Here is a 26,790-nt window from a genome sequence, read left to right on the forward strand (position 1 = left end):
GTGTCGAGGTGAGATCCGACATGAAGCGATTTCAGCGCATCCTGGTTACCAATGACGACGGCGTGGAAGCGCCGGGTCTGGCAGTGGCCGAGCGCATGGCGGTCGCGTTGGGCGAAGAAGTCTGGGTGGTCGCGCCGCAGACCGATCAATCGGGTGTGGGCCAGGGCATTTCCGTGCATCGGCCACTCCAGGCGCTACGCCGGGGCGAGCGTCGCTACGCGGTTTCGGGTACGCCCGCCGACTGCGTGATGTATGCGTTGGCTTCGCTGTGTGCGGATCGCGCACCCGATCTGGTGCTATCCGGCGTTAACTGGGGCGCCAATCTGTCCGATTCGGTGATGTATTCCGGTACGGTCGGCGCCGCCCTGGCCGCAGACCATCTCGGATTGGACGCTATCGCTCTGAGTCAGGCCTATCACGCCGGATACGAGCCGGACTTCAGTGTCGCGACGGCGTTCGCCCAACGGGTCATCGAACAGTTGCTCGCGCGTCGTGCCCGGGACGGCAATTGCTGCTGGAGCGTCAACTTTCCGATGCAGCCGCTGGATTCCATACGCGGGCTGCGTTTCACCCGCCAGGCACGGGGTGCGATTCGGACGCCGACGCTGACGCCGGTCATTGAAAGCGATCCGCATAGCGGCCAGTGGCTGGGCTTCGAGGGCAACGCGCGTTCTCTCGCCGATCCGCGCTGCGATGTCGTGGCCTTGCGTGAGCATTATGTCTCCGCAACCCCACTGCACGGCACGCGGTGCAATGAGTCGTTGCTCGAGCGTGCCGCCGACGATCTCGAGATCGATATTCGCTCTTAAGCAGTCAATCCCGGTCCGCGCTGCGCTCCTGGTGTCGACAGCCCGTAAAGCCGGCATACGACATTAGGATTAAAAATGAAATGCCGTTTCAAAATACATTGACGCGTTCGGTAGCCGGTGACAGAGTCTGAGTCATCCCGATAAAACACGCGCTTGAGAACGTGTGGCCGGGCTCCGCTGAATGATGAGGAGAACGACGCGATGTTCGATCGGCACTACGCCGTATGGCCCGACTACTTGCCATACCAATTGGCGCTGCCCCAGACCAGTCTCTACGCCAATCTTGCGATTTCCGCACAACGTTATCCCGATCGGGATGCGATCCTTTATTACGACACGCCGATGACCTATGCCGAGCTCGAGCGTGAGGCGCTGGCGCTGGCCGGCTATCTGAATTCGCGTGGCGTAGCGCGTGGCGACCGTGTCCTGCTTTACATGCAGAATGCCCCGCAGTACGTCGTTGCTTTCTATGCGATTCTGCGCGCCAATGCCGTAGTGGTTCCGGTGAATCCGATGAACCGTACCGGCGAGATCGAACACTACGCCCGTGATACCGACGCCCGTCTGTGCATCTGTGGCCAGGAGCGTCTTGCCGAAGCAACGCCGTTGCTCGATTCCGGGCTGCTCCATGAGATCGTGGCGACGGCTTACAGCGAATACGCCACCCGCGAGAGCGATCTCGAGCTGCCAGCCGAGGTCATGGCACCCTTCGACGTGCCACAGGCGGCCGGCGTCATTGCCTGGCGTGATGCGCTGAACACGGATCACGCGCCGCCGGCGCCTGAAGCCGGCCCTGACGATCTTGCGGTATTACCCTACAGTTCCGGGACCACGGGCCAGCCCAAAGGCTGCATGCATACGCATGCTTCGGTGATGGCCACGGCCGTACACAGCGTGGTGTGGAGCTACGGCACCTCCGAGGGCGTGAATCTCGCGACGCTCCCGTTCTTCCACGTCACCGGCATGCAGAACAGCATGAACGCCACTATCTATGCCGGTGCGACCCTGGTCATCATGACACGCTGGGACCGGCGTACCGCGGCTCGGCTTATCGAACGTTACCGCGTCAACCGGTGGACCAACATCGTGACCATGGCGGTGGACCTCCTCGCTGATCCCGAGATCGAATCCTTCGATCTATCGAGCCTGGAGTACATCGGCGGCGGTGGGGCGGCCATGCCGGCCGCGGTGGCGGAAAAACTGCGTGCTTTGACCGGCCTAGATTACATCGAAGGCTATGGGCTCAGCGAGACCATGGCGGCAACGCATATCAACCCGCTCGGGGCGCCAAAAGCCCAGTGTCTCGGCATTCCGGTGTTCGGCGTCGATGCGCGGATTATCGATCTGGAAACGCAGACCGAGGTGCCGATCGGCGAAACCGGGGAAATCGTGTCGAACGGGCCGCAGGTGTGCATCGGCTACTGGAATCGGCCGGAGGCAACGGGCGAGGCCTTCATCGAAATCGACGGCAAGCGTTTTCTCCGAACCGGTGATATCGGCCGCTGTGACGAGAACGGCTACTTCTTCATGGTCGATCGCGCCAAGCGCATGATCAACGCGTCTGGCTACAAGGTCTGGCCGGCCGAGGTCGAGGCTTTGATGTTCGGCCACCCGGAAATTCGTGAAGCCTGCGTGATCGCCACGCCGGACATCCGGCGCGGCGAATCGGTCAAGGCCTGCGTTGTGTTGGTCGACGGCGCAACCGCGAGTGAGGCGGACATTCTGGCCTGGTGCCGCGACAACATGGCGGCGTACAAGGTGCCCCGTGCGGTCGAGATCTGTCTCGAGCTGCCCCGCTCTCAGACCGGCAAGGTCATGTGGCGCCGCCTTCAAGAAGACGAATGGGAACAAGCCTAGGTCCATATGGGCCTGATCGTCCGGATCGAGGTATCCAGAGCAAGGAGTATTCATGAGCAATGTCGTTTCCTATCGATGCCAGGAGGGCGTTGGCCTGATCGTCATCGACAATCCGCCGGTCAACGCCCTGGGCCACGCGGTTCGACAGGGCTTGCTCGCGGCACTGAACGAGGGCCTGGCCGATGCCTCGGCCAAGGCGCTGGCGATCATGGGCGCTGGCCGCACCTTCCCGGCCGGCGCGGATATTCGCGAGTTCGGCAAGGCACCGAGACCACCGTCGCTGCCCGACGTCATCGACGCGATCGAGGTCAGCAGCAAGCCGGTCATCGCCGCCGTGCATGGCACCGCCCTTGGCGGCGGCATGGAAATCACCCTCGGCTGTGATTATCGGCTGGCTCTGGAGTCGGCAAAGATGGGCTTGCCGGAGGTCAATCTGGGCCTGCTGCCCGGCGCCGGCGGCACCCAGCGCCTGCCGCGATTGATCGGCGCCAAGGCGGCACTGGAAACGATCGTCGAAGGCAAGCCGATCAAGGCTTCGCGACTCGCCGAAGTGGGGATCGTTGATGAAGTCGTCAGCGGCGATCTTGAGCGCAAAGCCATCGCCTATGCTCACCAGCTGATTTCAGAAGACGCGCCGCGGCGCCCGGTGAGCGCGCTCCCGGCCGCGCCAGAAGACGCCGACGTTTTTGCCGAGTTCGAAGCGGCCATCGCGCGCAAAAAACGCGGTTATCTCGCGCCATTTCATTGCATCGAGGCGGTGAAGGCGGCCACCGAGATGGACTTTGCCGCCGGCATGGCGCGCGAACGCGAACTGTTCGTCGAGCTGCTGAATTCTCCGCAGTCGGCAGCGCAGCGACATGTGTTCTTCGCCGAGCGCGAAGTCGCCAAGGTGCCGGGGCTCGCCAAGGACACGCCGCAGCGCGAGATCAACCGGGTTGCGGTTATCGGCGCGGGCACGATGGGCGGCGGTATCGCCATGAATTTCCTGTCGGCGGGGATCCCGGTGACGATGCTGGAGATGCACCAGGACGCGCTCGATCGCGGCGTTTCGGTCATGCGTCGCAACTACGAAGCCAGCGCGCGAAAAGGCCGCCTGGCGGCCGGACAGGTCGAAGCCAACATGGGGCGGCTGTCGACCACGCTGGACTATTCAGATCTAGCCGAAGCCGATCTGATCATCGAAGCCGTGTTCGAGAATATGGACGTCAAAAAGACCGTGTTCGGCGAGCTCGATCGGGTGGCGAAATCCGGCGCGATCATGGCAACGAACACATCGACGCTCGACGTGAACGAGATCGCAGGCGCAACGTCACGGCCCGCCGATGTGCTCGGCATGCATTTCTTTTCGCCGGCCAACGTGATGAAGCTGCTGGAGATCGTGCGTGGGGAGCAGACCGCGGACGACGCGCTGGCCACGGTCATGGCGCTGGCGCGACGTATCGGGAAGGTTGGAGTCGCGGTCGGCGTATGCTACGGCTTCGTCGGCAACCGCATGTTGCACAAGCGCCAGTCTCAGGCTCTGGAACTCGTCAATGCCGGCGCAACGCCGGTCCAGGTCGACCGTGTTCTCTACGATTTCGGGCTGCCCATGGGGCCGTTCGCAATGGCGGATCTGGCCGGGTTGGACGTGGGCTGGCGTATTCGCGAAGGCTTGCGGGAGAGCGATCCCGCTAACGCGCCGGCGCCTAACTGGATGGATGCGCTCGCCGAAGCCGGACGATTCGGCCAGAAGACCGGAGTCGGGGTGTTCGAGTATCCCGACGGCGGCCGTGCGCCCGAGCCCTCTGAAACCACAGCGGCCGAGATCGACAAATATCGCACCGAGCAGGGCATTACATCGCGCGAGGTCAGCGACGAAGAAATTCGCGAACGCTGTCTTTACGTGATGATCAACGAAGGCGCGAAGATCCTCGAAGAAGGCATCGCCGCGCGGCCGCTGGATATCGACGTTGTCTGGATCTATGGCTACGGCTTCCCGCCCTATCGCGGCGGCCCGATGTACTGGGCCGATCAGCTCGGGCTCAACTACGTCTGTGAACGCGTCAAGGCGTTCCGCGAGGAGACCGGCGATCCGGACTGGCACATATCCCCACTGCTCGAACAACTTGCTGGCGAAGGTAAGAGCTTCGCCGATCTTTAAGCTCTTTCGGTAACGACACATCATGGATATCGAATACAACGAGCCCGAACGCGCCTTCCGCGACGAGGTGCGAGGCTTTCTGGCGGAAAACCTGCCAGCGGCTATCGCCGAAAAGGTAAAGAACTACCGACGATTGACCCGCGACGAGACGGTGCATTGGCATCGCGTCCTGGGCGAGAAAGGCTGGCTGGCGATGCACTGGCCGACCGAATACGGCGGCCCCGGCTGGTCGCCGGTCCAGAAGCATATTTTCGAGGAAGAATGCGCCGCGGCGGGAGCGCCGCGCCTGCTGCCGTTCGGTATTAACATGGTCGCCCCGGTGATCATCAAGTTCGGCAGCCAGGCGCAGAAGGATTACTACCTGCCGCGCATGCTCACAATGGACGACTGGTGGGCCCAGGGGTATTCGGAGCCCGGGGCCGGTTCCGACCTGGCCAGCCTGAAGATGCGTGCCGAGCGCCAGGGCGATCGCTACATCGTCAACGGCCAGAAGACCTGGACCACGCTTGGTCAGCACGCAAACATGATTTTCTGTCTCGTGCGTACGGATCCGCAGGCCGCGAAAAAGCAGGAAGGCATTTCCTTCCTGCTGATCGACATGAGCAGCCCAGGGGTGACCGTGCGTCCGCTGATCACGCTCGATGGTGAGCATGAGGTCAACGAAGTCTTTTTCGATAACGTCGAAGTGCCGGTGGAAAACCGGGTTGGCGACGAGAACAAGGGCTGGACTTATGCCAAGTACCTGCTCACTTTCGAGCGTACTGGTATCGCTGGCGTCGGCATCTCCAAAGCCGCCCTCACGCATTTGAAGACCATCGCCCATGAGCGCGAGATTCGTGGGCGACGCTTGATCGAGCAATCGGATTTCGCTGATCGGCTAGCCGAGATCGAGGTCGAATTGATGGCGGTCGAGATGACCAACCTGCGCGTGGTGGCCGCGGCCGACGCCGGCGGCGTACCTGGAGCAGAAAGCTCTTTTCTCAAGATCATGGGCACCGAAGTGCGCCAGAAAATATCGGATCTGTATCGCGAAGCTGCCGGGCCTTACGCGCTGCCGTTCATCGATGAAGACGACGCGCCCGTGGGTCCCGAATTCGCCGGCGTGGCGGCACCGAACTATTTTAATCTGCGCAAACTTTCCATCTTCGGCGGGTCGAACGAGATCCAGAAGAACATTATTTCCAAGGCCATTCTCGGTCTCTAGACACGCGAGGCAGACCCGTCATGGATTTTTCCTACAGCGATGAGCAGCGCATGCTCAAGGACATGGTCGACCGTCTGGTCGCCGACCAATACGATTTCGAAACGCGTGAAGCCGCGCGTGCCTCAAGCGTTGGTTATTCGGCCGACATGTGGCGGCAGTTCGCCGAACTCGGGCTGCTTGGCGTGCCGTTGTCCGAGGACGCCGGAGGGTTCGACGGCGGCGGCGCCGAATTGATGGTGGTCGCGGAGGGCTTCGGTCGTGGCCTCGTGGTGGAGCCGTATCTTGCTTCGGTGGTTCTCTGCGGTCACTTGATCGATAAGCTTGCCGACCAGACGCGCAAGGCAGAAATCGCCGGACCTTTGATCAGCGGCGAGACCCGTTACGCGCTGGCCTGCCATGAGCCCGACGGCGGCTGTGACCCGTACTGGATCGCCACCACGGCCCGCGCGGATGGCGGCGGTTATGTGCTGGACGGCACCAAGGCCGTCGTGGCCCATGGCGACAGCGCCGATCATCTGATCGTGATTGCCCGCAGCAGCGGCGAACCCGGTGATCGCGACGGACTGAGTGCGTTTCTGGTCGACGCGACCGCGAACGGTGTAACACGTCGTGGCTATCCCACGATCGACGGCCACCGGGCCGCCGATATCACGCTGGAAAACGCCCGTGTCGATGCCGATGCATTGTTAGGTGAGCTCGGGCTGGCGTCCTCGGCTCTTGATGGGGCGCTCGAACGCGGCGTGATTTATCTCTGCGCCGAGGCGACGGGCGCAATGGCCCGAGCCTGCGAGCTGACGCTGGAATATCTCAAGGAGCGCAAGCAGTTCGGTGCGCCGATCGGCAGCTTCCAGGCCCTCCAGCACCGCATGGTCGATATGCGGATCGCGTTGGAAAAGGTACGATCCCTGACGTTCTGGGCTGCCTGTTCGCTCGACTCTGCGCCCGACGAACGCGGGCAACGAATCGCGGCCGCGAAGGTGATGGTCGGACGGGCCGGTCGCCACGTGGCCGAAGAGGCCATACAACTGTTCGGTGGCATGGGCATGATGGAGGAATCGGCCATTGCGCACTACGCCAAGCGCATCATCATGATCGATCACTGGCTGGGCGACCATCGCTGGCACATGGCCGCGTTCCGTCGAGCCGTTGCCGACGGCGAGAATGCGTGGGCGAACGCCGCCTGATCATCGGTCCGGGCTCGTAACGGCCCCGCCGCCGCGCGCGGACGCTGGCGGGCGTTGCTTTTGGTCGTTGCTGGGGCGTCAGAGCTTTTAGGGCATCCAAGCTTCCGAACTTGTTCAGTCGCAAGTCGCAGCCCGCCTCCGAGCATCGTCTCGTCGCCGAAGAAAGGTATCCCCATGATGTCGCCGACGACGTCGCTTCCGGGCGACTCGCTCACGAGTCGCCCGGTGGATAGGCGTTATTGCGGCGCCCCAACCGGTAGCACGATTCGTTCATGCGATTCGTTCACGATGGCGGCAAAGGCGAGATAGATGGAGACCGCGGCAAGCATCAACGTGGCATAGCCGCCCAGCACGATGCAGACCGTCGAGTTGAACCAGTGCCCGAATGCAGCGAGCACAAAGCTGACTGTGATATTCAGAAAAAAGAATTGCAGGGCGCGCGATTCATTGAGTGCGCCCAGCCACAGAGCAAGGGAAACGGTACCGAACAACAGGAAATACCAGCCCGCGAACGCCGGTGCGACGCCTTTATGAAAAAACAGCAGATAAAGCGCGAGTGACCACCAGAACGCACCGAAAGCGGTGAAACCCGTGAAACCAAGTGTATTGCCGCCAAAGAATTCGAGACAGCCCGCGATGACCTGGGCACCGCCCCCAAATGCAAAAACTACGGCGATCAGCAATCCGATGTTGTCCGCTGGATACCAGCCGGCGTTGATCATGCCCAATAGCCAGGCGGGCAGGGCAGTAGCGAATAATCCGAGTGGCGCTGGATCGGCGGTTTGACGAGTTGGTTCAGTGCTCATGGGACACCGTATTGTTGTGTATCGTGCCTTTCGATACTCACGTCCCGGATTCGCTGTCCGCTATCATCATTTTGTATTACGGAATTGTGTTTCGTTATTCGGGTAATCGCCTAAAACGGTGTCGTGGGTGAAAGCAGACAGCGATCGCTAATCTCGGCTCGGACAATCGAGCGGTCCGGACCGAGAGTCAATGCCTGATCACGCGTCAGCGCTCGCTCGGGACAGCCGGGCCAGACACCGACAGCCCGGGCGCGTTCGCTCTTTTTCAGTATCAAGTCGCTTGGCGCTCGTTGTAGCAGCGCTTAATAGGGTGCCGACATGTAAGGCGACTGATACTTCAGTACGGTCTTGCTGTTCGAGCGTTGGCTGTCGGTGAGCTTGGTGCCGTCTCTCGACGTGGCAGTAGCAGGGAGGGTCGGCGCGATAAAACTGCCGGAATGGCTACTCATGGCCGATGGACTTCGGAGAGCCAGCGCGCTACGGGTGTCGAAAGTTGGGCTGACGGACGCAGCTCGATTTTGCAGCGCCGAGGTGACATGGCTAGTGGCCGAAGCTCCGGTCGCCTCAGCCGAAATAGCGCTTGTAACCAGCCCCAGACCGACGAGGGCTGCCGCGGTGATACGAATTTTATGGGCCGTTATATCCATGCAGGATGATCTCTACAAAGGGGCGATAGGGGGCTGCGATCGCTGAATACTTTCTATAGGGCTGCACTCTATTGGCTTATCGTGAGTGAATAAACGATCATTTATTTTCTTCTTTATGCAGTTTGATTGTTGAATGAATTTGCTCAACGCCATGACGACGTTCGTCCGCATTGTCGACGAGGGCAGCCTTGTCGCGGCGGCGACCAGCAGCGGGCTTTCGCCGGCGATGGTCGGCAACCACCTCAGATCGCTCGAAGAACGGACCGGCATGACGTTGTTGAACCGAACAACGCGACGTCAGAGCCTGACCGAGTTCGGCCGCGTTTACTACAGGCGCTGCGTCGATATTCTCGAATTGATCGAAGACACGGATCGGCTGGCCCAGCAGTCCCAGGCGACCCCGCGCGGCAAGCTGCGGATCACGGCGCCCCATGCTTTCGGTGCCGACTGGCTCATGCCTGCGTTGACGGATTACACCGCACAGTACCCGCAGGTAAATATCGATCTGGTTGTAGACGATCGGCTTTTCGACCTCGTCGACGACCAGTTCGAAGCCGCCATTCGGATCGGCGAGCTCGCCAATGAAGATCTGGTCGCCCGAGCATTATCGCCGTTCCGATCCGTGCTCTGTGCGGCGCCGGGATACGTCGCCGCGCATGGTCAACCGACCGAGCCTGCTGAACTGGTCAACTACGATTGCCTGCTCTATACGTATGCGCGCCAGATACACGCGGATCTGTCTTCTTATGTTCTGAATCTGGTGGGGCCCGCCGGCCCTGTGGATATTACGGTTTCCGGGCGTGTCTACGTGAACAGCGCGGCCGCATTGCGTCGAGCGGCTTTGTCCGGTCTGGGCATAACTTTTCTGCCAGAGCGTGCTGTCGCCGAGGACATCGAGCGCGGCGAACTGCTCCACATACTGCCGAAATATCGTTCGCCCGAACGACCGTTGCATCTGGTGTACCGACGTGACCGGCGCATTTCGCCAAAACTGCGAAGCTTTATCGACTTCGTCGTGGCGCGCTTCGGCCGCTAGATCGCGTCTGCTAGGAGCCGTCACCCTCTTCGCGCAGGGGGGCTTATTTGTGGGGCTTCCAGTCCGCGCCTGTAGCGCGTTGCTTACATGAAGCTTCAGCGGCCGCCTGAGAAGTCCGCGCGACTGAAAAAGTACGGCCGCCTTTTCCGTGAGTACACACTCATACATAAGCCGCATTAAATCGAAACGATGTTTCGTTTTAAGATCGGGGGTGGCGTTTTTGTTCTAGGCCCGCTCAGCCTGGCTGGCGTTCGAGCAATACCAGTTCCGGGTCCGTCGTGTGAACGCGCGCTTACTCGATCAAAGAAGGAACTCAATGATGCAGGACTTCGTCTGGTCTGACCCCTTGCTGCTGGACGCGCAGTTGACCGAGGACGAGCGCATGATCCGTGATGCGGTTCATGATTATTGCCAGAACAGCCTTATGACGCGTGTTCTGGAGGCAAATCGGCACGAAATATTCCACCGCGAGATCATGAATGAAATGGGGGCGCTCGGTATGCTCGGCGCGACCATTCCCGAGGCATACGGGGGCGCCGGCTTGAGTCATGTCTGTTACGGCCTGCTGGCACGAGAGGTGGAACGGGTCGACTCTGGCTATCGGTCGGCCATGAGTGTGCAATCGTCGTTAGTCATGAACCCCATCCACGCATTCGGCAGCGATGCGCTTCGCGCGCGTTATCTGCCGAAACTGGCGAGCGGCGAGTGGGTGGGTTGCTTCGGGCTGACCGAGCCCGATCACGGTTCGGACCCGGGCTCGATGAGCACACGCGCCTCCCGAGTTGACGGCGGCTATCTGTTGAACGGCGCAAAGACGTGGATTACCAATTCGCCCATCGCCGACGTGGCCGTTATCTGGGCAAGCCTCGACGGACGGATTAACGGCTTCGTCGTCGAGCGCGATTTCGGCGGTATGGTCACGCCGCACATTGATGGCAAATTCTCGCTGCGGGCCTCCGCCACGGGCCAGATTATGCTCGATGACTGTTTTGTGCCCGAGGAGAACCGGTTGGACGTCACCGGGTTGAAAGGGCCCTTCTCCTGCTTGAACAAGGCACGGTACGGGATTGCCTGGGGCTCGATGGGCGCAGCGGAATTCTGCTGGCATGCCGCGCGTGATTACACGCTGGGGCGAGAACAGTTCGGGCGGCCACTGGCAGCCACCCAGCTGATCCAGAAAAAGCTGGCGGATATGAGTACCGAGATCACCCTTGGTCTGCACGCGGCACTCCGGCTTGGCCGGCTGATGGACGAGGGGCACTGGGCACCGGAGATGGTCTCGATGATGAAACGCAACAATTGCGGCAAGGCGCTGGAGATCGCACGCCAAGCCCGCGACATGCACGGGGGCAATGGCATTGCTGACGAATACCACGTTATCCGCCACGTCATGAATCTCGAAGCGGTGAACACCTACGAAGGCACGCACGATATTCATGCCTTGATTCTGGGCAAAGCCCAGACCGGGTTGCCGGCTTTCCACTAACGGAGAGCCGGCCAAGAGGCCTGCCCGGTAGCGCCGGGCCGCTGCAAACAGATCCTGAGGAGTTTTATGAAGGCATTGCGCTGCAAACAGTTCGGGCCGCCCGAGACATTGGTGTACGAAGAGGTCGACACGCCGGCGGTCGGAGTAGACCAAGTGCTCATTGACATGCGGGCTGCTGCGGTCAATTTCCCGGACAGTCTGATCATCGAGGACAAGTATCAGCTGAAGCCCGAGTTGCCATTCTCGCCTGGTGGGGAACTGGCCGGCACCGTGGCAGCCGTCGGCGAAAACGTGACGCATGTGAAGCCCGGGGATGATGTGATCGCGTTCACGGGGTATGGCGCGTTTGCGGCGCAGGTGGTGGCCCGTGCCGATCAGGTCATGCCCAAGCCCACGGGGCTGGATTATGTGACGGCGTCAGCCTGCGTGATGACCTATGGCACGAGCTACCATGCCTTGGTCGACCGGGCCGGGCTCTTGTCGGGCGAAACCCTTCTCGTCCTCGGCGCGTCGGGCGGTGTCGGGCTGGCTGCCATCGAGATTGGCAAGGCTCTGGGCGCGCATGTCATCGCCGCTGCCTCGAGCGAAGCCAAGCTCGCTATATGCCGCGAGCACGGCGCCGACGAAACCATTGACTACACGCAGACCGATTTGAAGAACTCGCTCAAAGAACTGACCGGCGGCGCTGGTGTGGATGTGGTCTATGACCCGGTGGGCGGTGCCGCGACGGAAGCCGCGCTGCGCGGTACCGCATGGCGCGGGCGGCTGCTCGTCATCGGTTTCGCCAGCGGCGACATTCCCAAACCGCCGTTAAACCTGGCCCTGCTCAAGGGCGCATCGATTATCGGCGTGTTCTGGGGCAGTTTCGTCCAGCGTGAGCCAGAGGCCAACGAGCGGCAGCTGCAAACCGTGTTCAAGTGGATCCGCGACGGTCGCTTGCGGCCGCATATCGGCGGCGTGTATCCGCTGGCCCGCGGCGGCGAAGCAATCGCAGCGCTCGCCAATCGCCAGGTTTCCGGCAAGCTGGTGATCACGAACGGAGCCGACTGACGCCCGGGCATATACATCCGGCCGTGCGATCAGTACACGCCCGGGCTTGGACCGCATTCCTGATTATGGACGTCAGTCCATATCCGGCGGCGCCTTGAGCCAGGCTTCCACCTGCGGCGGCAGTTCGCGTGGCTGCGGGTCGTAGCCCTGGGCACGCAGCCAGTCGCGTACGGCCAGGCCGGTGCCGCCGGGCCAGTATTCGGCTTCGTCCTTGGCGACATGGAACCATTCCGCCAGTTCGTCGTTGAGCGCGATCTCGCCGTGGCCGACCAGATGATAGGCCAGCAATAGCTGATTCTTGCGGGCAAACCCATAGGCCCCGATGAATTCGGTGATCTCAGCCTCGATGCCGAGCTCCTCCGCCACTTCGCGCACCACGCCTTCGGCCGGTTCCTCGCGCGGTTCGAGAAAACCGGTGACCAGTCCGTACATGCCGTGCGGCCATTTCACGTTGCGCGCGAACACGAGATGGCCCTCATGCTCGACGACGGCAGCCACCACCGGGATCGGGTTGTCCCAGAAGACATAACCACAGTCCTCGGCCGGGCAGGTGAGACGTTCCATATCGGCGATTTCTCGTGCGACCAGCGGTGTTGCGCAGACGGGGCAATAGCGACGTGGATCCATAATTTCTCCGGCGTCGAGGCGGCAGCCGGGCCGCCTCGGTCGTAGATAATTTTAGCGCAAGCAGATGTTAGCCCGCCCGGGTTTCGCCAGTGCGTCGCGGATGAAAGCGCCGCGCGCGGCGTATGAATTCCCGGCGTTCGGCGGACTCGATGTTTGCGGCATATCGTAACCGAGCATAACGTGCGGCCAGATCGGTGATCTGCCGTGTCAAAGCCGGGCGTGTTGCGGCAACGCGCCGCGCATAGCCCACCGGCGTTTCGCCCGTGTGCCGGGCCAGACCGATACGAGCGAGCCGTCGCTCGATGCGGCGCCAGGCGCGTACCACGGGGTCGGCCTCGCGCTCGGCGCGCATGTGCCAGGCGAGCCAGAGCGACACGAGCGCGAGCGTGCCTACCACCAGTCCCGTCAGCACTGCGATGGCGGTTCCGAATCCGGCGATGCCGAGCGCGGCGAAAAGCCGTTGTTGCAGTGCGGGGCCATAGGCCAGGAACCAGCGGTTCCAGCCGGCGTCCACGGCGTCCCAGAGCATGCGGGCGTGATACCAGGCGTCGCGATCATGGCCGCCCGCCATGTAGGGCAGATCGCCGCTGTCGGTGACGGCCGCGGTGATGCCGTCGGCGATCCGCTTGGGCGCAGCGGCCGCGGTCGGGTCCACTCGCACCCAACCGGCGCCGGCGAGCCAGACTTCGCTCCAGGCATGGGCGTCCGAGTCGCGCACGATCCAGTAATCGCCGATGCTGGCGCGCTGGGCGCCCTGATAGCCGGTCACAACGCGCGCGGGCACGCCGGCGGCGCGCATCAGGAATGTGAACGCGCCGGCGAAGTGTTCACAGAACCCGGCACGGGTCGTGAACAGGAAATCGTCCACGCTGTTGTCACGTGATGTGCGTGGCGGGTTGAGGGTGTAGCGAAATCTGCCCTGGCGGAAAAAATCGAGCGCGCTGTGCACGATGGCACGAGCGTCATGATCGTGATTGGCCCAGCGATGGGCCAGCGCCCGGGCTCGTGGATTGCCCGTGGCGGGGAGCGCGAGAGCAAGTCGGCGTGCGGCCGGAGCCAGTTCGGCGTCCACCGTGTAGTGCAAGGCCGAGCGCGCGATATAGCGGACGCGCTGGTCGATGGGATGGGGCGCGACCCAGTTGCCGCCGGCCGTGCGGCGATGCGCGGTAGCGGTTGTCAGCGGCATGTCGAGCGCGATCAGCCAGGGCTTGTGGCTCGGTGCGAGCGTGATGTCGGTGCGGACTCCGCGCCCCTGAGCGTCCACCCTCGGCGGGGTAATCGTGCGCGCAACGCCGGGCCCGGTATGCCAGGTGCCGTGGTCGAAATTCCAGAGCACCGGGCCGCGCCAGTAGCGCGCGGCCGGCGGCGGCGCCGGTCCGTCGAAGCGTACGCGAAACGCCACGGCGTCCGATCGCGCGAGATCCGCGATCGAGCCGGGCGACATGGTGCCGGAAAGCCCGGTGCGTGCCGTGCCGTCGTTATTGGCCGGCAGCCCCCAGAGCGGCCCCGGTAGGCGGGGGAAAAGAACGAACAAGGCGGCGGCCACCGGGATCGCCAGCGCCAATAGCCGGGCCGATTCGGCCGCGGCGGCCCTGGGTGGCGCGTCGTCGCCGGCGTGCAGGTGCACGAAGGCCGCGACCACCAGCCAGCTGCCCGCGACGAGGTAGAGCGCCATGCCGAGCGACTGTGAGAACAGAAACTGGGTGACCAGCACGAAACAGCACAGCGCCAGCACCACCACCACATCGCGATAACGCACGGTCTCGGTGAGCTTGAGCGCGAGCATGAGCATCAGCAGCGCGACACCGGCGGTCTGGCCGTTAATACGACCGAAGCCCATAAGTACGGCGCCTACGCCGGCGGCCGTCAGTAGCGCGCGTACGAGGCCGGGCGGCGTTGGCCGCCCGAGCAGCAAACGAACCGCGTTCCATGCCAGCAGCGCGGCCGTCGCCAGGCTCACCCAGAACGGCAGATGCCCGATATGCGGCAGGCCGATGAACGCCACGATGCTGGTCAGGGCCAGCCGTTCGCCGCGGCTCGTGGTCGATACGGCCGGTTTGGGTCTGCGGCGGGCCATCAGAACAGGGCCAGTGCTTCCAGACAGGCGCACCGATGGGCGGGCCCGGTCGCGGGGGCAAGCGTGTGTTTCGGCAGCCGCAGCCCGTAGACGGCCCCGCGCCGATCGGCCGCCAGAATCCAATAGGCGAGCTGCGATAGGCGTGCTTCCGGCGCCAACGCGGTAAGGGTGTCGTAGTCGAACCAGTGGGTCGGTGTTTGCGTCTCGCTGTGCTCGGTGATCATCAATTCATCGGTTCGCGCGCTGGCTTTCCAGTCGATACGGCGCCGCGAGTCGCCGCTATGGAAACGACGATGCCCGGAAAACAGGGCCTCGCCGCGACGGCTGCGATCAAGATGACCGTCGCCGGTATCGCCGGCCGAGGTCGGCTCGCCCAGGCGATCGATCGGCGCCGGGTAGACCAGCCCATGCGCCTCGGGCGTGGCGTAGCTCCAGCAGCGGAACAGGCCCATCGGATAGCGGCTGCTGATGGTCAGGCGCGGACAGACGAGTCGGCCGCGGCCGTGGGTTGCCTTGGCGATCCGGGCATATCCGTTCCGGTCGCTGGCGGCCGACACGGCCGTGCCGGTCTCGCTCGCACCGCCCGATACATACAGGCCGCGACGCGGCGGCCGTGCCCGGCTGGCCAGTTCCACGTCGAAGATCGCGGTTTCGCCCGCAAAGACCGGTTCGGCGCGTACGCCCGCCAACTCCAGGCCGGCGAGGTTGCGATGAGCGCGATGCATGGAAACCAATGCGGCCGCCGCGAGCCAGAACGTCAGGCTAAACGCGAGATTGTTGCCGTAGTTGGTCGCCCCGGCCAGCATGACCAACAACAGCACACCGAACAGGGCGCCGGTGCCGCTGGGCAGGATATAGACGCGACGCGCGGGTATCCGCAGCGGCGGTCGGCCGCTCGGCGCGCGGCGGCGGATGGAGGCTTCGATCCGGTCCGCGAGCCGACGGGTCAGGCTAGCCAACGTCGACGCTGTGTAATAGATGCGTGGAGGGTTGGTCGGTGTCGCGCTCGCGCCGTATCAGGCGATGGTCGACCACGGCGGGCAGCACAGCCTGGACGTCCTCGGGCAGGACGTGATCGCGGCCGTCGATCAATGCCCAGGCCTGGGCCGCGCGTCGCAGCGCCAGCCCGCCACGGGGCGACAGGCCGCGTTCGAATATGCCGGTCCGCCGGCTGTAGGCGATCAGCGCCTGCAGATAATCCAGCAGCGGATCGCGCACGAGGGTGGCCGCCGCGGCCTGCTGCCAGGCGATCAGTTCGTTTGGGCCGGCCACCGGCGACAGACGATCGTTATGCGCCTCGGCGCGTGTATCGCCGCCGGCCAGCAGACGGCGCTCGGCCATGCGGGTTGGATAGCCGAGATGAATCCGCATCAGAAAGCGGTCGAGCTGCGAGTCGGGCAGGGCGAAGGTGCCGTTCTGGTCGGCCGGGTTCTGGGTCGCCAGCACGTTGAAAGGCGCCTCCAGCACGTGGGTGACGCCTTCGATGGTCACCTGGCGTTCGGCCATGGCTTCCAGCAACGCGCTCTGGGTCCGCGGGCTGGCACGGTTGATCTCGTCGGCCAGCACGAGCTCGGCGAAAATCGGGCCCGGGCGGAATACGAATTCGGCCTCGTTGCGATCGAACACCGACACGCCGAGGATATCGCTGGGCAGTAGATCCGAGACGAACTGGATACGCGAGAACGCCAGACCCAGCGTGTCGGCCAGCCCATGGGCGAGGGTGGTCTTGCCCACGCCGGGGATGTCCTCGATCAGCAGATGGCCGTCAGCCAGCAGACAGGCCAGGGCCAGCCGTACGACGTGATCCTTGTCGTATAGACGCTGGCCGATGGCCTGACGCGCCCGGTCGAGCGCGCCCGCGATTGCGGCGCGATCCGGCGCGGCGTTCTGGGGTGGCGGTTGCGGCGACATGCGGACACGGTCGATGACGACGGATGTCCCAGATTAGGCCCTGTGGCGGTTTCGTGCGAGTCCGCTTGTCGCGGGGGCGCCGCCCATCGCGCCCTTGCGGATCAGTCGTCGCGATCGAGCCGGTTGTCGGGCCCCGGGCGATCGCTGCGATCGGATTTGCGCTGGTACTCGCCTTCGATGGTGCCGTCATCGGCGCCACCGAACGGGCCGCGACCGAAGCCGCCGTTGCCGGGCGTAAGAATGACGAAGCGCGAAAGCATGGCCCGGGCGAGCCGCTGGCGCAGTTTCGGGATCAGCAATAGGAAACCCAGGGCATCCGAGATGAAACCGGGGGTGAGAAGAAAGAAACCGGCCAGCAGCAGCGCGGCGCCGTCCAGCATCGGCACAGCCGGGGCTTCGCCGTGTGCCTGGGCTTCACGGATGCGGTTCATCACGCCCATGCCCTGACGCCGCACGAGCTGGCTGCCGATGATGGCGGTCAGCAGTACTAGCGCGATCGTGGGAACCACGCCGATGATGCCGCCGATCTTGACCAGCAGGAACAGCTCGACAATCGGCGCAATGATGAACAGCAGTAGCAGTCGTGCGGCCATGATCAACCTCGTTCGGCACGCCGGAAACCGTTCCGGCGCTCTCCTCGCTTATCGTGATGTGGTGCCGATTGCCTCACAGGCAAGTCGCGCCCCGGCACGCTGCCGCGGCGCGACGGCGCTCATAGAACGGCAATGCGCCCGCGCTGTTCGGTCAGTTCGGCGTGTTCGCGCTCCAGCTCCGCGGCCTGCGCCCGCGCCTTGTCGACCACGTCAGCCGGCGCTTTGGATACAAACGAATCGCTGGACAGCCGACCGCGCACGCCGGCCAGATCCTTGTCGATCTTGGCCAGACGCTTGTCCAAACGCGCCAGTTCGGCCTCGGTGTCGATCAGCCCGGCCAGCGGCACGCGCAGCTGCATGTCGCCGACCAGGGCGACGGCGGATTCCGGAATATCGCTCGCCGCCATCTCATCGACCGATTCCACGCCGGCCAGAAAATCGATGGCCGCACGATGCGTGGCCAAGCGCTTGCGATCGCTGTCGCTGGCATTGGCGACGATGAGCGGGATCTTCTGTTTCGGCGCGATATCCATTTCGCCGCGGATCGTCCGCAGGCCGTTGATGACTTTCTTCAGCCACTCGATGTCGGCTTCGGCCTCGTCATCGATGCGCGTTTCGTCGGCGCTCGGATAGGGCTGGAGCGAAATACTCTCGCCGTTGGCATCCAGCGCGGCGCCACGAGCCAGCGGGGCCACGCGCTGCCAGATCTCTTCGGTGATGAACGGCATCAGTGGATGCAGCAGGCGCAGCGTGGTTTCCAGCGTGCGGACCAGCGTCCGCCGGGTGCCGGCCTTGGCGGTATCGCTGGCCTCGGGGTTGGACAGCACCGGCTTGATCAGCTCCAGATACCAGTCGCAGAAGTGGTGCCAGATGAAATCGTGGATCGCATTGGCGGCCAGATCGAAACGATAGGTCTCGAAATGCGCGGCCATATCGGCTTCGAGCCGCTGCAGGCGGGAGACGATCCAGCGATCGGCCATCGACAGCTCGACACCGGCGTCGTCGGCGGGCACGAAGTCGTCCGGCACCTGCATCAACGCGAAGCGCGCGGCGTTCCAGAGCTTGTTGCAGAAATTGCGATACCCCTCGACGCGGCCGAGATCGAAACGGATGTCGCGGCCATAAGAGGCCAGGGCGGCGAAGGTGAAGCGCAGCGCGTCGGTGCCGTAGGCCTGAATGCCGTTGGGGTACTCGGCGCGCGTGGCTTTTTCCACCTTCGCGGCTTTTTGCGGCTGCATCATGCCGGAGGTGCGCTTGGCGACCAGCGATTCCAGATCGATGCCGTCGATCAGGTCGATCGGGTCCAGGACGTTGCCCTTGGACTTGGACATCTTCGCGCCTTCGGAGTCGCGCACCAGGCCATGGATATAGACTTCGCGGAACGGCACGTCGTCCATGAACTCCAGGCCCATCATGATCATCCGGGCGACCCAGAAGAAGATGATGTCGAAGCCGGTCACCAGGACGTTGGTCGGGTAGAAAGTCTTGAGCGCGTCCGTGGCTTCCGGCCAGCCGAGGGTAGAGAACGGCCACAGCGCCGACGAGAACCAGGTGTCGAGGACGTCGTCATCCTGCGACAGCGCCACGTCGTCGGCCAGGCTGTGCTTGTCGCGCACCGCCGCTTCGGAGGCGCCGACGTAGACGTTGCCGGATGCGTCGTACCAGGCCGGGATGCGATGGCCCCACCAGAGCTGGCGGCTGATGCACCAGTCCTGGATATTGCGCATCCATTCGAAATAGGTCTTGGACCAGTTTTCCGGAATGAAGCGGATGCGCCCGTCTTCGACCGCCTCGATCGCCGGCTTGGCGAGCGTCTTGGCATCGGCGAACCACTGGTTGGTCAGCATCGGCTCGATCACCGCGTTCGAGCGATCGCCGTAGGGCTGCATGATCTTCTTGTCTTCGACCGTGATCATCAGGCCCTCGGCATCGATCGCCGCAACGATCTGCTGACGCGCTTCGAAGCGATCCAGGCCGCGGTATTCGTCCGGCACGAGATTGATGGCATCGACGGTCATGGCATCCGGCGTTTCGCCCGAAGCCACGATCCCGGCGGCCTGGGCCGCGGCCTCGCCATACGGCGCGCCGTCGACGCGCAGCGTGGCCGATTCGTCCATCAACCGGTACATCGGAATGCCATTGCGCTTGGCGACTTCATAGTCGTTGAAGTCGTGCGCGCCGGTGATCTTGACCGCGCCGGAGCCGAATTCCGGGTCCGGGTATTCGTCCGTGATGATGGGGATCAGGCGACGCTGGCTTTTCGGGCCGACCGGGATCTCGCAGCGCAGGCCCACGATCGGCGCATAGCGGGCGTCGTCCGGGTGCACCGCGATCGCACCGTCGCCGAGCATGGTTTCCGGGCGGGTGGTGGCGATCGAGATGTAGTCGCGGGTCTCGCGAAAGGTCTCGTTGCCGTCGGCGTCGCGTTCGACGTATTCGTAGGTCGCGCCGTTTTCCAGCGGGTACTTGAAGTGCCACATATGGCCGTCGACTTCGAGGTTTTCTACCTCGAGATCGGAAATGGCCGTGTGCAGCACCGGGTCCCAGTTGACCAGGCGCTGGCCGCGATAGATCAGACCTTTTTCATACAGGTCGACGAACACCTTGGTGACGGCCTTCGACAGGCCCTCGTCCATGGTGAAGCGTTCGCGCGACCAGTCGACCGAGGCACCCAACCGGCGCATCTGGGTGGTGATATGCCCGCCGGATTCGGCTTTCCACTGCCAGATCCGGTCGACGAAGGCCTCGCGGCCCATCTCGTGCCGCGAACTGCCTTCGGCCTCGACCTGGCGTTCGACCAGCATCTGGGTGGCGATACCAGCATGGTCGGTACCCGGTTGCCAGAGCGCGGGCACGCCCTTCATACGGTGATAGCGGGTCAGCGCATCCTGGAGCGTGTCGTCCAGCGCATGGCCCATATGCAGACGGCCGGTGACGTTGGGCGGCGGCAGCATGACGCAGAACGGATCGCCGGGCGCGTTCATATCCGGCGCGAAATAGCCGCGCTCTTCCCAGACGGGATACCACCGGGCTTCGATCGCGTGCGGGTCGAAGGTCTTGTCCATCTCGGCCATGGAAGATCTCTTTATCAATTTGTGCGGCAGGTCAGCCGCCCAGTTTGCGGGCGGGGGCGACGTCTTCCAAGACCGGGCCGGCGCGACGCGGGCGGCGCGATCAGCGGGCCGCGATCTTGTGCGTGGTCAGCTGATAGCCGCGGTCCTTGAAAAAACGGTATTGCCGGCGCGCGGTCGCCATCGCCTGCGGGCCGACGACTTCATTGTGGCGGGCGAAGCGCGAGAAGAACCCGCCGACCTCGCCGCCGACGTTGATCAACATGTCGTCGAAGCCGGCCGGCGGCTCACCGGTGCCGATGACGACCGGGGTGAGGTCGTCGTCGGCTTCGAGCGCCTCGGCCGTGGCATGCGGCACGAAGCTGCCCTGGCGGAATTGCCAGAGCAGCTCGTCGAGCGCAGACGCCTGGGCAGCGTCCGCGACGTGGATGAATACCCGGTGTCCTTCGTTGTGTGCCTTCTCGGTCAGCCGGCAGGCGAAGTGCGCCGGAGCGTCGGCGGCTTCGTCTTCCAGAATATAGAAGAAGACTTCGGTCATCGGGTGTGCCCGTGCCTTACGCCTGATGCGTACGGTCGATCAGGTACTGCGTGAGCAGACCCACCGGACGGCCCGTGGCGCCTTTCTCCTTGCCCGACTTCCAGGCCGTGCCGGCGACATCCAGATGTGCCCAGCGCAGCTTGCGCGCGAAGCGATGCAGGAAACTGGCCGCCGTGATCGAACCGCCGGCGCGGCCGCCCACGTTAGCCATGTCGGCGAAGTTGGAGTCCAGATCCGACTGGTAGTCCTCCCACAACGGCATCGGCCAGGCGCGATCGCCGATGGTGTCGCCGGCGTCGCGCAGGGCGCGGCGCAGCGGGCTGTTGTTGCCGTACAACGCCGAGGCGTGATGGCCCAGCGCGATCACGGCCGCACCCGTCAGGGTCGCCATGTCGACCACGGCATCGGCGTCGTAATTGCGCTCGACGTAGGTCAGGGCGTCGGCCAGGGCGAGACGGCCCTCGGCGTCGGTGTTGAGGATTTCGATGGTCTGGCCGGACATGCTGGTGAGGATGTCGCCCGGCTTGTAGGCATTGCCGTCCGGCAGGTTCTCCGTGGCCGCGATCACGCCGACCAGGTTGATCGGCAGCTCCATCTCGACCGCGGCCTGCATGGCGCCGAATACGCTCGCCGCGCCGCCCATGTCGTACTTCATCTCGTCCATGGCGGCGCCCGGCTTGAGGCTGATGCCGCCGGCGTCGAAGGTCACGCCCTTGCCGACCAGCACCGTCGGCTTGTCCGACTTCGCGCCGTTCATGTACTCCATGACAATGAACTTGGCCGGCTGAGACGAGCCGCGCGATACGCCCAGCAGCGCGCCCATGCCCAGTGCTTCCATGTCGGCTTCTTCGAGCACCTGGGTCTTGATGCCCTTATGGGTATCCGCAAGCGACACGGCCTGCTCGGCAAGATAGGTCGGCGTGCAGATGTTGCCCGGCATGTTGGCCAGGTCCTTGGCCAGCTTCACGCCGTTGGCCGTGGCCACGCCTTCGTTGACGCCGCGCTCCGCGGCCGGCAGATCGGAGCGGCGGGGCACCTGGAAGACCAGACGCGACAGCTTGCGGGTGTGCTTCTCGTAGTTCGGGCCCTTGCAGGCCTCGAAGCGATAGAACGTATCTTCGATGGTCAGCAGCGCCTGCTTGACGCTCCAGCCGAAATCGTCGCGGCCGCGCACGTTCAACTCGGTCAGATAGAACGCTGCATCCACGCCGCCCATGGTGTCGAGCTCGGCGGCAGCCGCCGCACAGGCTTTCTGATAGGCGCGCGTATTGAAGTCGCGTTCCTTGCCGCAGCCCACCAGCAGGATACGATCGCAGAACAGATCGCCGAGGCCATGAAGTACCGTAGTCTGCCCCAGCTTGCCGTCCATGTCGCCGCGGCGCATCACGGAAGCGATCAGGCCGCCGCTGGCTTCATCCAGGGCCTCGGCTTGCGTGGAAGGCTTGCGGCGGTCGAAGATACCGACGATCACGCAGCCGACCCGCTGTTTTTCCGGGCTGCCGCTCTTGACGAGATATTCCATGCGTTGCTCCTGCAAAGCCGATAATCCTGAGTTGTGGTGGCGCGCCTCGTTGGTTCCGCAAACCGGCAAATGAAGCGCTTAGAGCTCGACCAAATGCTTTGAAAGCGCGAAGTCTACATAAATTTTCGAAAAAATCATCCCCTAGCGTAGTCACCGCCGCCAAATGAAACATTCCATCTTTTGTCCGAGTTCGGTCGTTCATGCCTAGTGTGATTTTTAGGCACTTGTTCGGTGAGACCGCCAAGACCTGGCTGATCATCACCGCGGTGCTCGTGTTCCTGACCCTCGGAATCGGCCTGTCGCGCTTCATCGGCGATGCTGCCGCCGGGGAAGTGCCGGTCAATACAGTGGCCACGCTGGCCGCGCTCAGCGTGGTCAGCAACCTCGATATCGTGATGCCGATTTCGGTATTGCTGGCGATCATGCTGGTCGTCGGCCGGCTGTGCCGAGATAACGAGATGGCGGCGCTCATGGCTGGCGGCGTCGGCCTTGGGGTGATCTATCGTCCGTTTCTCACTCTCGCCGCGATGATTGCGCTGTTTGCCGGCACGATGTCGATTGTCGTCGCGCCGCATGCCCAGCGCGAGATGAACCGGCTGGGTGCCCAGACCGCCGCCAACGCGGTGCAGTCGGTCACACCCGGGCGGTTTGCGAGCTTCGATAACGGTCGGGTGTCGTTCTATGCTGCAAGCCGGGACGATCAGAAACAGTTGCATAACGTGTTCGTGCGCGTGGTGCAGCCGCAGGAAGGCCCGGATCGGCAGACGATCGTGACCGCAAAGACCGCGCGCCAGAGCATCAACAAGCAGCACGCGGTCACGCTGGTGTTATCCGATGGCTGGCGTTACGAAGGCGTGCCCGGCCAAGCGGACTATCGCATCATTCATTTCGACAAGCATGGCGTGCGTTTGTCACCGCCGAGTGCCGTGAAGGACGACGACTACGACGCCAAGTCCACACTCACCCTGATGCGAAGCGACGACGGCAAGGCCATTTCCAAGTGGCAGACACGAATTTCCGTGCCGCTGTCGATCTTCATCCTCGCCCTGATTGCACTGCCGATCGGCCGGGTGCCGCCGCGTGCGGGGCGCTATGGGCGGGTGATTGTCGGCATTCTCTTTTTCGTGGTTTATCTGAATTTCGTGCGTTTATCCGGACAGGCGATTCAGAGCGGGCTGCTGCCCCCTGTGATTGGTGAATGGTGGGTGCACATCGTTGTGCTGGCGATCGCCATCGTATTGATTGCGCGTGAAAACGGCTGGCCGCGGCGGCCCAAGCGCAAGGTGGCGGCATGAATCTATTGATCATCGATCGCTACATCACGCGCACGATCCTGGCGGCGACCGGGATGGTGATCGCCGTGATCGCCGCGCTGTTGTCGCTGATGTTGTTCATCAGTGAAGTCGACAACATCGGCCAGGGCAGCTTCGGCCTGGTCAAGATTCTGATCTACTGCGTGCTCATGCTGCCGGATCGTATCTACTTCGTGTTGCCGGTGGTGTCGCTGCTCGGGGCGCTGCTAGCGCTGGGCGCGCTGGCCGCCGGCAGCGAACTGGTGGTGATCCGCAGCGCGGGCATGTCCATGAAGCGGCTCGCGGTATCGGTCGGCATCGCCGGGTTCGTGCTGGCCGTGCTCACCGTCGTGCTCGGCGAACTCGCCGCGCCGATCGGCGTGCAGAATGCCACGATGCTGCGCGACAAGGCCCGCCACGGCGAAGCTCGCCAATCGGTCGATAACGGGCTGTGGCTGCGTAACAGCGGTTATGTTCTACGCATCGATTCGGTGCTGCCCGGGGGGCGTATCGACGGGCTGGATGTCTATCGCCTGAACGATGACGGCCAGCTGCAACTGGCGGTGGCGGCGAAACGGGCTCATGTCGATGGCGAGAAACTGGTCATCGATCATCCGCGGATCACCCATCTTTCGTTGACGCAGAGCAAGACCGACACGCCGGCCACGATGTCGTTGCCGATCGCGATCAAGCCGAGCGTGCTGGAACTCGCCGTCACCCAGCCGGACGAGCTGTCGTCTTACGGCCTGTGGCAATACATCAACTATCTCGACGCCAACGATATCGATGCCGACGATTACAAGCTCGCGCTGTGGCGCAATATCGTGACCCCGTTCACGGTCTGGGTGCTGGTGATCTTTGCGCTGCCGTTCGCCTTCGGTTCGTTACGTAGTGCCAGTGCCGGCCAGCGCTTGTTCGTCGGCGGTCTGATCGGGCTGCTGTTCTTCCTGGTCAACGAAATCGTGGCCTCGACCGGCCCGGTATACGGTATTCCGCCGTGGATCGCGGCCAGCCTGCCGACTGTGCTGCTGGCCGGCGGCACCGGTTACTGGATGCATCGGCTGAACTGACGACCGGTCCTGGGCCTGTCGTCATGAGATACATTGCCGCGAAAGCATCACGGCACTTGTCGTCGAGTGTAGGTCGGCTTAGGCCGAAGGCCGTCAGCCGACATGGAATGCTCCACGCCCCTCGCAGATCGGCGTTCATGTCGGATTACGCTGCTAATCCGACCTACGCCACTTCAGGCTGCAGGGCGTCGACTGAAGCGTCGCTCATCGCGAGACGGGGCGAATCGGGTCTGCAAACCGACATTCTGTCCGCAGATCGAAGCGGACCTGGGCAGATCAAAGACAGATCGCTTCCATCTAGTCATCGACCCCGGTGATCCGCGGCAGCCGGTTGAACCAGGGAGCCGCGCGTTCGAGCTGGGCGGCGAGCTGGAACAGCAGGGTTTCGCCGCCCGGCGGGCCGATGAACTGGCTGCCGATCGGCAGGCCCGATTCGCCGATGTGCAGTGGCACCGACATGGCGGGCGTACCGGTCAGATTGGCGAGCTGGGTGAACGGGACATGGCGCAGGTTCTCGTGTGCCATGCGGTCGACGATGCCGGAGCCAAGTAGGGCGCGGGCGCTCGGCAGATGCAGAAGCGGGCGCAGCAGGTTGTGTTGCCAAGCCGGTGTGGCCAGTTCGCCGATGGCCACCGGCGGGCTGGCCAGTGTCGGGGTCAGCAGCAGGTCGTAGTCGGCATGAAAAGCCGCCAGTGCCTGACGATAGCCGAGCCAGCGCCCGTGCAGCGTGCTGTATTCGACCGCGGACAGGCTGCGCCCGAGGTGCGCCATGGCGCGGGTATCGAGCTCGAATTCGCTGGCCCGGGCATCGGTGAGGGCCCGTACCTCATCCACGACCCGGGCCATCTGCACGAACCACATCGACAGAAAATCCTGGCAGAGCTGGGCGCCGTCCAGCGCGGGTATGGCCGGGGTCACGTCGTGGCCGAGGTCGGTCAGGGTTTCGATGGTGTGCGTCAGCGCGGCCCATGCCTCCGGGTGTAGCGGCTGGCCCAGCGGCGACGATTCCATCACGCCGATGCGCAGCGGTTTCGGATCGTGCTCGATAGCCTGGCGATAGGGCATGGCCGGGCCTTCGATACGCACGATCGCCCCCGGTTCGTACCCGGCGATCGCATCCAGCATGGCCGCGCTATCGCGTACCGAGCGACTGATGACGTGATCCACCCCGGCGCCGTGCATCATGTCGGTATGGTCGGGCCCGCCGGGCACGCGGGCCCGACCCGGCTTGAGCCCGAACAAGCCGCAGCAGGCAGCCGGAATCCGGATCGAGCCACCACCGTCGTTGGCGCCCGCCATGGGTACGACGCCCGCGGCGATCGCCGCCGCCGAGCCGCCGGAGGAGCCGCCTGGCGTATGGGCCGTATTCCACGGGTTGCGGGTTGGACCGTTGGCGACCGGTTCGGTGATGCCCTTGGCGCCGAACTCGGGTGTATTGGTCTTACCGAAGATATTGACGCCGGCGGCGATGAATCGGCGAACGACCTCGGCATGCACCGGCGGTTTGAAGCCTACGCGCTTGAGCGCGGCATTGCCGTAGGTGGTGGGCACGCCCGCGTAGTTCTGGAACAAATCCTTGATCAGGAACGGCACATGTGCGAACGGTCCGGAAGCCGGCGTTGTCGTATGCTCATCAGCGATGGCGTCCATGCGCCGGACGACGCAATTGAGCGTGGGGTCGACCGCCTCCAGACGCTGTCGCGCGGCGGCCAGCACTTCGGCGGGAGAGACTTCCCCGCGCGCGATCAGCTCGGCGAGACCGAGTGCATCGTGGCGGATATAGTCGCGGTGATCCATGAGCAACCTTGTTTTTTTCAGAAGTCTGGGGTTCGATAGCCGGCGCGTGGGCCGCATCGCTATTCATACGTTG

General features: G+C 63.6%; 21 protein-coding genes. 10 read left to right on the forward strand and 11 right to left on the reverse strand.

Annotated features, from left to right (window positions below; genetic code table 11):
* The first annotated feature begins 20 nt into the window (after positions 1 to 20).
* The 5 genes from surE to C41B8_RS08755 all read left to right on the forward strand — a co-directional run bounded on the left by surE (position 21) and on the right by C41B8_RS08755 (position 7,194).
* Positions 21 to 809: a 5'/3'-nucleotidase SurE gene (gene surE, locus C41B8_RS08735; RefSeq protein ID WP_037336710.1), complete on the forward strand. Its 789-nt coding sequence runs from the start codon at positions 21 to 23 to the stop codon at positions 807 to 809.
* A 201-nt stretch (positions 810 to 1,010) separates the two neighbouring features.
* Positions 1,011 to 2,666 (forward strand): long-chain-fatty-acid--CoA ligase, encoded by a 1,656-nt coding sequence (locus C41B8_RS08740; protein ID WP_037336712.1) that lies wholly within the window; start codon positions 1,011 to 1,013, stop codon positions 2,664 to 2,666.
* Positions 2,667 to 2,718: 52 nt separating this feature from the next.
* On the forward strand, positions 2,719 to 4,806 hold the full coding sequence (locus C41B8_RS08745) for a 3-hydroxyacyl-CoA dehydrogenase NAD-binding domain-containing protein (protein ID WP_037336714.1): 2,088 nt from the start codon (positions 2,719 to 2,721) through the stop codon (positions 4,804 to 4,806).
* A 22-nt stretch (positions 4,807 to 4,828) separates the two neighbouring features.
* On the forward strand, positions 4,829 to 6,010 hold the full coding sequence (locus tag C41B8_RS08750) for an acyl-CoA dehydrogenase family protein (protein ID WP_037336716.1): 1,182 nt from the start codon (positions 4,829 to 4,831) through the stop codon (positions 6,008 to 6,010).
* Between the two features lie 20 nt (positions 6,011 to 6,030).
* Complete coding sequence (locus tag C41B8_RS08755) at positions 6,031 to 7,194, forward strand: acyl-CoA dehydrogenase family protein (protein ID WP_037336718.1); 1,164 nt, start codon at positions 6,031 to 6,033, stop codon at positions 7,192 to 7,194.
* A 236-nt stretch (positions 7,195 to 7,430) separates the two neighbouring features.
* On the opposite strand, the gene C41B8_RS08760 is transcribed toward C41B8_RS08755, so the two are convergent.
* Positions 7,431 to 8,000, reverse strand: a complete 570-nt coding sequence (locus tag C41B8_RS08760; RefSeq protein ID WP_037336720.1) for an acetate uptake transporter — start codon at positions 7,998 to 8,000, stop codon at positions 7,431 to 7,433.
* A gap of 302 nt (positions 8,001 to 8,302) precedes the next feature.
* Entirely contained in the window at positions 8,303 to 8,647 is a 345-nt protein-coding gene (locus tag C41B8_RS20455; RefSeq protein ID WP_156962487.1) for a hypothetical protein, read from the reverse strand.
* A 151-nt stretch (positions 8,648 to 8,798) separates the two neighbouring features.
* Between C41B8_RS20455 and C41B8_RS08765 the strand changes: the two genes are divergently transcribed.
* From C41B8_RS08765 to C41B8_RS08775, 3 genes are all read left to right on the forward strand, one after another.
* Positions 8,799 to 9,683, forward strand: coding sequence for a LysR family transcriptional regulator (locus C41B8_RS08765; protein WP_198025127.1), 885 nt, complete (start codon positions 8,799 to 8,801; stop codon positions 9,681 to 9,683).
* A gap of 319 nt (positions 9,684 to 10,002) precedes the next feature.
* On the forward strand, positions 10,003 to 11,169 hold the full coding sequence (locus tag C41B8_RS08770) for an acyl-CoA dehydrogenase (protein WP_037336838.1): 1,167 nt from the start codon (positions 10,003 to 10,005) through the stop codon (positions 11,167 to 11,169).
* Positions 11,170 to 11,235: 66 nt separating this feature from the next.
* Positions 11,236 to 12,219, forward strand: coding sequence for an NADPH:quinone oxidoreductase family protein (locus C41B8_RS08775; protein WP_037336725.1), 984 nt, complete (start codon positions 11,236 to 11,238; stop codon positions 12,217 to 12,219).
* A gap of 72 nt (positions 12,220 to 12,291) precedes the next feature.
* Here C41B8_RS08775 and C41B8_RS08780 read toward each other — a convergent pair whose 3' ends face one another.
* From C41B8_RS08780 to C41B8_RS08815, 8 genes are all read right to left on the reverse strand, one after another.
* Positions 12,292 to 12,783, reverse strand: a complete 492-nt coding sequence (locus C41B8_RS08780; RefSeq protein WP_232226027.1) for an NUDIX domain-containing protein — start codon at positions 12,781 to 12,783, stop codon at positions 12,292 to 12,294.
* A 130-nt stretch (positions 12,784 to 12,913) separates the two neighbouring features.
* Positions 12,914 to 14,923: a transglutaminase TgpA family protein gene (locus C41B8_RS08785; RefSeq protein WP_051883307.1), complete on the reverse strand. Its 2,010-nt coding sequence runs from the start codon at positions 14,921 to 14,923 to the stop codon at positions 12,914 to 12,916.
* The gene (locus C41B8_RS08790) at positions 14,923 to 15,882 is read right to left on the reverse strand and encodes a DUF58 domain-containing protein (RefSeq protein WP_051883308.1); all 960 of its coding nucleotides are present in this window, start codon (positions 15,880 to 15,882) and stop codon (positions 14,923 to 14,925) included. The genes C41B8_RS08785 and C41B8_RS08790 overlap by 1 nt, the downstream gene beginning before the upstream one ends.
* A complete protein-coding gene (locus C41B8_RS08795; RefSeq protein ID WP_084188734.1) occupies positions 15,875 to 16,834 on the reverse strand; it encodes an AAA family ATPase in 960 nt (319 codons plus the stop codon). The genes C41B8_RS08790 and C41B8_RS08795 overlap by 8 nt, the downstream gene beginning before the upstream one ends.
* 101 nt (positions 16,835 to 16,935) lie before the next feature.
* Positions 16,936 to 17,427, reverse strand: coding sequence for an FxsA family protein (locus C41B8_RS08800; protein WP_037336728.1), 492 nt, complete (start codon positions 17,425 to 17,427; stop codon positions 16,936 to 16,938).
* A gap of 119 nt (positions 17,428 to 17,546) precedes the next feature.
* Positions 17,547 to 20,492 carry a valine--tRNA ligase gene (locus C41B8_RS08805; protein WP_037336847.1) on the reverse strand — a complete coding sequence of 982 codons (2,946 nt, stop codon included), beginning with the start codon at positions 20,490 to 20,492 and terminating at the stop codon, positions 17,547 to 17,549.
* Between the two features lie 109 nt (positions 20,493 to 20,601).
* Complete coding sequence (locus C41B8_RS08810; RefSeq protein WP_037336730.1) at positions 20,602 to 21,036, reverse strand: DNA polymerase III subunit chi; 435 nt, start codon at positions 21,034 to 21,036, stop codon at positions 20,602 to 20,604.
* 16 nt (positions 21,037 to 21,052) lie between these two features.
* Positions 21,053 to 22,558 (reverse strand): leucyl aminopeptidase, encoded by a 1,506-nt coding sequence (locus C41B8_RS08815; RefSeq protein ID WP_037336732.1) that lies wholly within the window; start codon positions 22,556 to 22,558, stop codon positions 21,053 to 21,055.
* Positions 22,559 to 22,758: 200 nt separating this feature from the next.
* On the opposite strand from C41B8_RS08815, the gene lptF reads away from it, so the two are divergent.
* Positions 22,759 to 23,853: an LPS export ABC transporter permease LptF gene (lptF, locus tag C41B8_RS08820; protein ID WP_084188737.1), complete on the forward strand. Its 1,095-nt coding sequence runs from the start codon at positions 22,759 to 22,761 to the stop codon at positions 23,851 to 23,853.
* A complete protein-coding gene (gene lptG, locus C41B8_RS08825; protein WP_037336736.1) occupies positions 23,850 to 24,920 on the forward strand; it encodes an LPS export ABC transporter permease LptG in 1,071 nt (356 codons plus the stop codon). Before lptF ends, lptG begins: the two co-directional genes overlap by 4 nt.
* Before the next feature lie 297 nt (positions 24,921 to 25,217).
* Here lptG and C41B8_RS08830 read toward each other — a convergent pair whose 3' ends face one another.
* Positions 25,218 to 26,717: an amidase gene (locus C41B8_RS08830; RefSeq protein WP_037336738.1), complete on the reverse strand. Its 1,500-nt coding sequence runs from the start codon at positions 26,715 to 26,717 to the stop codon at positions 25,218 to 25,220.
* Positions 26,718 to 26,790 lie beyond the last annotated feature (73 nt).

The sequence above is a fragment of the Salinisphaera hydrothermalis C41B8 genome, assembly GCF_000732535.1.
Taxonomy (GTDB): domain Bacteria; phylum Pseudomonadota; class Gammaproteobacteria; order Nevskiales; family Salinisphaeraceae; genus Salinisphaera; species Salinisphaera hydrothermalis.